7 protein-coding genes are annotated in these 7563 nt (G+C 64.1%); 3 read left to right on the top strand and 4 right to left on the bottom strand.

The features are described 5' to 3' along the window. Positions 1-91: 91 nt before the first annotated feature. The 3 genes from GEV06_27645 to radC form a co-directional block, all read right to left on the bottom strand. Positions 92-496, bottom strand: a complete 405-nt coding sequence (locus GEV06_27645) for a hypothetical protein (protein MPZ21633.1) — start codon at positions 494-496, stop codon at positions 92-94. Beyond that, complete coding sequence (locus tag GEV06_27640) at positions 474-674, bottom strand: hypothetical protein (GenBank protein MPZ21632.1); 201 nt, start codon at positions 672-674, stop codon at positions 474-476. The genes GEV06_27645 and GEV06_27640 overlap by 23 nt, the downstream gene beginning before the upstream one ends. Before the next feature lie 226 nt (positions 675-900). Beyond that, positions 901-1362 (bottom strand): DNA repair protein RadC, encoded by a 462-nt coding sequence (gene radC, locus GEV06_27635; protein ID MPZ21631.1) that lies wholly within the window; start codon positions 1360-1362, stop codon positions 901-903. A gap of 670 nt (positions 1363-2032) precedes the next feature. Between radC and GEV06_27630 the strand changes: the two genes are divergently transcribed. After that, positions 2033-4507, top strand: a complete 2475-nt coding sequence (locus tag GEV06_27630; protein MPZ21630.1) for an FtsX-like permease family protein — start codon at positions 2033-2035, stop codon at positions 4505-4507. Between the two features lie 61 nt (positions 4508-4568). On the opposite strand, the gene GEV06_27625 is transcribed toward GEV06_27630, so the two are convergent. Beyond that, the gene (locus GEV06_27625; GenBank protein MPZ21629.1) at positions 4569-5480 is read right to left on the bottom strand and encodes an AAA domain-containing protein; all 912 of its coding nucleotides are present in this window, start codon (positions 5478-5480) and stop codon (positions 4569-4571) included. Between the two features lie 413 nt (positions 5481-5893). Between GEV06_27625 and GEV06_27620 the strand changes: the two genes are divergently transcribed. Then, positions 5894-6556, top strand: coding sequence for a hypothetical protein (locus GEV06_27620; GenBank protein ID MPZ21628.1), 663 nt, complete (start codon positions 5894-5896; stop codon positions 6554-6556). Then, positions 6531-7235, top strand: a complete 705-nt coding sequence (locus GEV06_27615) for a hypothetical protein (protein ID MPZ21627.1) — start codon at positions 6531-6533, stop codon at positions 7233-7235. Before GEV06_27620 ends, GEV06_27615 begins: the two co-directional genes overlap by 26 nt. Positions 7236-7563 lie beyond the last annotated feature (328 nt).

Here is a 7563-nt window from a genome sequence, read left to right as displayed (position 1 = left end):
GGAATCGTGCTCGGCCTGTTGGCGGCCGTTGGCGTCACTCGCTCTCTCGAGACGCTCCTCTTCGGCGTACAGGCGATCGACGCGTCGACCTTCATCGCGATGTCCAGCGTGATGCTGGCCGTCGCGCTATTGGCGAGCTACATCCCGGCCCGACGCGCATCGGCCATGGATCCGATGCAATCGCTGCGTACCGAGTAGCCGCGATTTTGATGCGCTTCAGGACGAGCGCCGAGTGAATCGTGAAGAGCTTGCTCGGCTTCACGACGGACGTCTTGGGTAGGCTTCCGTCCACGCAGTCGTGCTCGTGGATCGTTAGGACATCGTTGCCGTCGATCACTTGCGACGTAATCGCGACCAGGACGATATCCTGCATCTGGTCGTTAAATGCGTTGGGCGAGACGACCAGCGCCGGGCGCCTCTTCGATGAGCTGAGGTCGGTAAACGGGAAGGGGACGAGAACGATGTCGCCTCGCTTATAGCGTGTCGTAGACGGCATCGCTCGGGTTGTTCCAGAACTCGAAGCTCTGCTCCGCAGCCTTGAGCCAGCCGAGTGTCTCGCGGATGTCGCGCAGTTCCTCTTCAGAGAACGCTGTATAGATCTCGCCCGGCTTCGCGTCCTCGACGTCCTCGAGCGGCTCGAACACGCCGTTCTTGTATGCGACCTTGATGCTCATGGCACTCACCATTATACGCCCGCGCGGCGGACGCGGATCTCGACCGAGCGCCAGCAAAGCGCTGGCGCTCGGAGGCATTCAAGAGGGGGCAGCCGTCTGGCCATGCGTGGGAGCTGTCGGCGCGACAGATTCCGAACCTTATCGAGATGTGCGTCTTGGCCTCGCGATAGAGAGATCTGGCACGCGAACCGTCGGGCGGATCTCGTGGATTCGAGTGGCCGCGGACCTACAACTGTCCGCCTTGCCTGAAGCTGTAATAGCGGCCGTCGCCGACGATGATGTGATCCAGCACGTCCACGCCGAGCAGCTCACCGGCGGTCACGAGGCGGCGAGTCAACAGGATATCGTTCAGACTCGGCGTGGGATCGCCTGATGGATGCACATGCGCGATCACGATCGCAGCAGAATTCGCTAAGAGCGCGGCCTTGAATACGTCGCGCGGATGCACCAGCGTCGCGTCGAGCGTGCCACGGCTCACTTCGTGGTACGCGACGACGCGATGTTTGGTCGACAAGCAGAGGATTGCGAAGACTTCGTTGGCCTCGTGCTGCAGCAACGGCATCACGATCGCAGCGGATTGCGCTGGTGTGGCGACGGCGACAGGGACCATGAGAGGCTCGCCCGTGTCGCTCTTCTTGACCGAGTATCGCAGCGTGAGTTCGCGAAGTTGCCTGGTCTCCGTTTGCATGATCGTGTCCTCCGTGTGTGCGGGTCTGGGTTCCTTCGCAACCTCAGGAATCCAGACCTGCACACACGGAGGACACGCGCGACGCACCGGCTCGGCGAGGCGGTGGCGCATCGCAACGGCCGTGACAGGGTCACCTGGCGCGGCTCATGAAATGAGGTGACCGTTGCGACGCCATTGCCGTCCGTGGCTCAAGGCGGCGAGCCGGGGCGGAGCGGCCACAGCCGGAGACCGGCCAGCGAACGGAGATGCGAGGGTGCAGGAAACCTACGTCGGCGGAGCAGGCGCCTCCCGGCAGCGAAGAGCGGTCACATGGTTCCGCGACGTTAAGGAAGGTCAAGGCGCGAGACGAGACAAGCCCACGTGCCGACGACCTCTCGTTGGTGGCCCATGCGCTTACCGGTGGCCCGTGTCGCGGTCCATTTCCGGCAGCTCACCAGATCGTGCGGATGGGATGGCTCAGCAGTGATGGTGCGTCGTGGGGTGGCTGGCTATCACGCGGCCAGTGTAGACGCCCCCGCTCGCCGGAGTCCGACCGGAAGGGACAGGTTGGCGTCAAATAGGTTACTCGGAGCACCGGCGTTGTTGATCGCGTGCTGTCTGTGCAGCGTGTGGCTCGCAGTCACCCGCTCGCCGCGATCAGCGATAGCAAGGGTATCGCTGGCCTAGTGTGATGCATCACCAGTCACAGACGATGTCTCCCATGAGCGACCTGTTGCGGGATATCCGGTTTGCGTACCGCACGCTCTCACGTTCGCCGTGGTTTGCCGCACTCGCGGTTCTGACGCTGGCTCTTGGCATCGGTGGAACCACGGCGCTGTTCAGCCTCCTGGACGCCGTGCTGCTGCGGGCGCTGCCCTACAAAGACGCGGACCGACTGGTGGCCGTGTGGGGACAGAACGTTGAACGCACGGGCATGCGCGTCCCCATCCCGCTCGTAGAGGCTCTGCGCGAGCGGTCGACGACGCTCGACGCGATCACCATCAACAATATCGACGGCGGTGCGGTGCGTACGCCGGACGGTGACGTCGAGGTCCGTGGTGACCACGTCTCATCGAACTTCGTCGACGTGATGGGGATCGCGCCTTTAGCTGGACGAGGATTTCTGCCGGAGGATGAGCGGCCTGGGGCTATCCCTGTGATGATCATCAGCTACAGCTTCTGGCAGCAACGCCTGCGCGGGGACCCGGAAGTCATCGGCCGGACGCTGTATCTGGAGGAGGCGCCGTACACGGGCGATCCGCTGCCGTACACGGTCGTTGGCATCATGCCTCCGGAGTTTCGCACGTATTGGGGTAGTGAGAGAGCCTACTGGACACCGTACGCCAGCGAACACCGTCGGCGACGGGAACGGCAGATTGGCGACGAATTGATCGCGCGCTTGGCGGAGGGCGTGACCATCGATGACGCGAGGCGCGAGATCGCCGCGATTGGCGCAAGCGTCGATATCGAGGATTGGAGGGAAGACGGGCGCCGCCTCGGTCTGTCTCCCCTGAAGCGTGAGATCGTCGGCGATTCCGCCTATGCGCTCCAGCTCCTGCTGGCCGCCGTCGCGGTCGTCCTCGCGATGGTGTGTGCGAACCTTGCCCAGTTGTTGTTGGCGCGCTCAGATGGCCGGGTTGCAGAGTTCGCCACGCGGAAGGCGATCGGCGCGCCTTCGTGGCAACTGTTTCGCCTGACGCTGGTGGAGAGCCTGCTGCTGTCGGCGGCCGGAGGCGCCGCGGGCGTGGGTCTCGCGTACGTGTTGCTGCCGGTGATGCTCGCGCTGGCGCCGTCCGAGATCCCACGGATCAGCGAGGCGGCGATCGATGCGCGCGTGCTGGCGGTCGCCGTCGGGTTGACGGTCCTCACGGGTTGTGGGTTTGGGCTCGCGCCGGCGCTGCGGTTGGCTCGTCTGTCGGTGGTGGAGGCCATGAAACGCACACCTGGAACGCGGGTGACCTCACGGGCACGGTTCCGAGCCGCACTCATCGTGGGCCAGGTCGCGGCATCCGTGACGCTGTTTGCCCTCGCAGGTCTGGTCGGGCGCACGTTTCTCACGCTCCTCCCGTCCGACCCCGGCTTCGACGCCGAATCGCGGACCGTCTTGCTCGTGAGTCTCCTGGGCGATCGCTTTCCGGATCGCGCAGAGCGCCTTTGGCGATGGCATGACCTGCTACGAGGTGTGGAAGCACACCCGGGCATCACTGGAGTCGGACTGAGCTCGAGGGTGCCGTTCACCGACAACGAACCGATCGGCTCTGTGGCGGCCCTTGATACGACAGGTCGCAGAGGCGCTGCGGCGGCGCTGGACGCCGACGTCCGGGTCGTGTCATCCAATGTCTTTCAGCTCTTACAGATACCGCTCCTTCAGGGGCGAATCTTCACCTCGGCTGACAGTTCGACATCACCTGGTGTGGCCATCGTCAACGAAACCCTCGCGCGGAAGCTCGCGCCGGCCGGTGACGTGCTCGGAAGAACGGTGCACATTGAAGGAGGCAGCTCCGCCGCCCTCCCGGCGTATCAGATTGTCGGCGTGGTCGCTGACGCCCGATCGACGGGAACCACGGTTGACGTCTGGAACGAGATCTACATTCCCCTGTCACAGAGCCGGGCAGAGTTTGCCTTCCTGATTGTTCGATCCGCATTCGACACCGGCACGTTGGCGAACGCGCTGCGAGAAGAAGTCCGGTCGGTGTTCCCGGAGTTGCCAGAGAACCCCCTGTTGTTGCCAGCGACCTCGATGGAAGACGTGTTGATGCAATCCGTGGCCGGACCGCGATTCAGCGCGACGCTCGTGACTTCGTTTTCAGCGATGGCGCTGCTGCTGGCTGCGATCGGTCTGTTTGGGTTGGTCGCGTGTTCGGTTTCGCAGCGGCATCAAGAGCTCGGAATCCGAGCCGCGCTGGGAGCTCGTCCATGGCATCTGGTTGTGACCGTCACGCGCTCCGCGGTCGTGTTGACGGCCGGTGGCGTTGCGCTGGGACTGGCGACGGGCGGCTATGTGACGCGATTCGTCGAGAGTCAGCTCTTTGCAATCAAACCTCTCGACGTGCCGACGTTTGTGGGCGCGGCACTCCTGATGCTCGTGGTGGCAGGTGTCGCTGCGTATCTTCCCGCTCGGCACGCCGCACGAACGGACCCGATGACGGCCCTGCGATACGAGTGAGATCGGGGCGCGGTGGCCGCGCACGTCCACCGTCGCAAGCGTAGGCGAGACCTGGCTGGTCTCAGCGATCGGCGGCGTAACGCTTCAGCTTCCGAAAGAGCGTCGCTGGAGCAACGCGAAGCTGTTGGGCCGTCTGCGTCTTGTTGCCGCCGTTCTGTTCGAGAGCCGCGAGGATGTAGTCGCGCTCGACGTCTCGCAGCGGGCGCAGGCGCTGCGGCATGCTTGGAAGTGGGCGCGCCAATCGTACCTCATCAGGGAGATCGCCAACGTCGATCACGTTGTCCGTGGCAAGGACGCACGCGCGTTCCACGGCGTTCTCGAGCTCCCTGACGTTTCCCGGCCACGCGTATTGGAGGATTCGATCGAGCGCTGCTGGCGTGTAGCGGGGAACCGGCCGTCCCATCTCAAGAGCGATTCGCTCAAGGAACGTCTCGGCAAGACCCCGAAGTTCCTCGGGACGCTCCCGCAACGGCGGCACGTACAGCTTCACCACCTTGAGCCGATAGTAGAGATCCCGCCTGAACCGGCGGTCCGCGACGTCCTCGGCCAGGCTCCGATTCGTGGCTGCGATGAGTCGAACGTGCACCTTACGCTGGCGATTCTCGCCAACTCGACGAACTTCGCGGTCGTGGAGCACACGGAGGAGCTTCACCTGCATGCCTAGCGGCAGCTCACCGACCTCATCGAGCAGCAGTGTGCCCTTGTCCGCAGCCTCGAAGAGTCCGGGACGGTCCTGAAGCGCACCGCTGAACGCACCGCGAGCGTGCCCAAAGAGCTCGCTCTCGAACAATGTCTCGGGCAACGCTCCACAGTTCACCGGAATGAATGGACCGGGCGCGCGGGGCGACCTGCGATGAATGAAGCGTGCGAGTCGTTCCTTGCCTACGCCACTCTCGCCGGTGATGAGGATTGTCGAGTCGACCCGTGCCACACGCTCCGCGACGGCGACCCAGTCGCTGCATCGCGCCGCCATGCATACGAAGATCAAGGTCGTCGTCGGGGCGTTGCCATCCTGAGCGTGGACGGTCCATGGCTACTTGGCGCCCACCGGCACCAAGCGGGGAAGCGACGCAGGGTGGCGGTCAGTTGCGAGTTTGCCGAACGTCTCGTTCTTTGGCGGCGATGACGGACTATCGACACAGCGCGGCAGATCCTCATCATGAGAAACAAGGATGAGTTTATGCGCCGATCGGTATCCGAGGACGCCACGGCCCCTCCCCGGCCTCCTGGCCTGACCGTTTCTTCCACACGCGCCCTGTACCACATAGAACGCTGTTCTACGCAAAAACCTTACAGCTCTTCAGTGAGAATCCTATACCCCTGTATACTGAAGCTTGCCTGCCATGTTCGTGGACGTTGTGCCCGCCGACACGTCCGATGTGTCCGATGGAGTCTTGGCGGAAGCTCTCGTTGGTCGACGCGAGCGGACAACCGTTCGATCCCCGCATCGAGGAAGCACTCCGTCGTCTGCTGCCTCGGCTACGGCGGCAGTTTCCTGCCCTGCGCGATGACGTGGCGCTCACCCAGGTTCTCGAGGAAGCCGGCCGGCGGGTCGCCAAACGCGAGGAGGAGTCGGGATCGATCGACAAACTAGATCGATACGCCTGGCTCACCGTGGTAAGCGTGGCCACCTCCTACGTGCGACGAGCATCAAGCCGTCTTGAACAGAAGACGTTACGCGGCGAGGCGAGCCACGCGGCACTCTCCAAGATGCACGCGCGGACCGGCACGGCCGACGAGATCGAGCGCCGGATCACGCTCCGTGAGGTGGTGGCTCGGTTGCCGCTGGATGAGCGCTTCGTCTTCGGGCGGAAGGTGGCCGGGTTCTCCAGCCAGGAGATTGCGCGGGAGCGGGGATCCTCGGTCGTTGCCGTCGATACCTTCTTCTTCCGTTCCAAGCGTAAGATTCGCAGCATGCTGGGCATCGACGTGAGGGACGCTGTCCATCAAGACCCGGCGCGCCGGTCGGCTGTAGACGTTTCCAAGCGGGAGTCCGTGAACGAACGAGAAGCTGAGAACGAGGATGGCGAATCAGACTCCACCACCTGATCGAGCGGAGTCGCGTGTCGACGACGACATTGAAGAGCTGCTGCGGCACGCCAATCCGAACCCGGAGCGTGCAGGGTGTCCCTCGCATGAGGTGTTGATCCAGCTCGCCCGTCGAGAGCGCGCAATCACCGATCCTGGGTACGATCACCTCATCGAATGTTCACCCTGCTACCGGGAGTTCAGGGACCTCCAGCAGGCAGAGACCCGACACCGCGCGTTCAGGCAGTCGGTTGCCAAATGGGTCGTTCCGGCTGCCGCAGCGCTGTTGGTTGTCACCGCCGGTTTGTGGCTTGCGTTGTCGAGGGAAGGCGGCCGACCCGCGGAGACGGGGCCGGGAGTCGATGCGGTCGAGGTCCACGCGCGGCTCGACCTGCGGCCCTTCACGGTGGAGCGGAGCGCTCAGCGGCAGGCCACGCAGCAGCCGCTCTTGCTGCCACGCGGGCTCGTGAACGTGACCATGCTGCTGCCCCGCGGCTCGGAACCTGGCGAGTACGAAGTGCAAGTGCTCGACCCGGACCTCCGGTCGATGGCGTCTGCCACCGGCGAGGCGACGATTCGGAACTCTGTCACCACATTCGAGGCCAGGTTGGACCTCCGGGGGCTGTCGCCAGGCTCGTATCAGCTTGCGCTCCGCCGGGAAGGGGATAGTTGGCATCTGTTTCCAGCGGAGATGAAGTGATGCAATGGCGTGTCGTGCTCTCTGGTCTTGCGCTCACCTTCGCCTCGGCGATTCCGTGTGTAGCGCAGCAGGCCGAGGGGCGCTCTGCCCGGAACCACGTGCTACGCGATGAATTGCTACGAATGCGTGACCAGGACCAACGGTACCCTTTCTATCCGCGGTCGAGCCGGTGGGAATACACTTGGCGACTGATCAGGAGTTGGCGACGTTGGACGTGTCCGCCGGGCACGCCCGGAGGCGCTCACCTGCGCGCCTCATCCGTCGGGCCATCGACTCAATGGTGCTGGACCCTCGCGGCAACGCGATCGGCGTTCTGAACGGCGGCCCC

The sequence above is a fragment of the Luteitalea sp. genome (assembly GCA_009377605.1).
Classification (GTDB): Bacteria; Acidobacteriota; Vicinamibacteria; order Vicinamibacterales; family Vicinamibacteraceae; genus WHTT01.
Note: the sequence above shows the minus strand (reverse complement) of the source record. Positions and strands in the feature narration are given on the sequence as shown.

What these genes read in the sequence shown, in the direction of transcription:
- GEV06_27620 (MPZ21628.1), top strand. Translation starts at nt 5,894, where the DNA reads ATGGAGTCTTGGCGGAAGCTCTCGTTGGTCGACGCGAGCGGACAACCG.
- GEV06_27615 (MPZ21627.1), top strand. Translation starts at nt 6,531, where the DNA reads ATGGCGAATCAGACTCCACCACCTGATCGAGCGGAGTCGCGTGTCGAC.
- GEV06_27630 (MPZ21630.1), top strand. Translation starts at nt 2,033, where the DNA reads ATGCATCACCAGTCACAGACGATGTCTCCCATGAGCGACCTGTTGCGG.
- radC (MPZ21631.1), bottom strand. Translation starts at nt 1,362, where the DNA reads ATGCAAACGGAGACCAGGCAACTTCGCGAACTCACGCTGCGATACTCG.
- GEV06_27625 (MPZ21629.1), bottom strand. Translation starts at nt 5,480, where the DNA reads ATGGCGGCGCGATGCAGCGACTGGGTCGCCGTCGCGGAGCGTGTGGCA.
- GEV06_27645 (MPZ21633.1), bottom strand. Translation starts at nt 496, where the DNA reads ATGCCGTCTACGACACGCTATAAGCGAGGCGACATCGTTCTCGTCCCC.
- GEV06_27640 (MPZ21632.1), bottom strand. Translation starts at nt 674, where the DNA reads ATGAGCATCAAGGTCGCATACAAGAACGGCGTGTTCGAGCCGCTCGAG.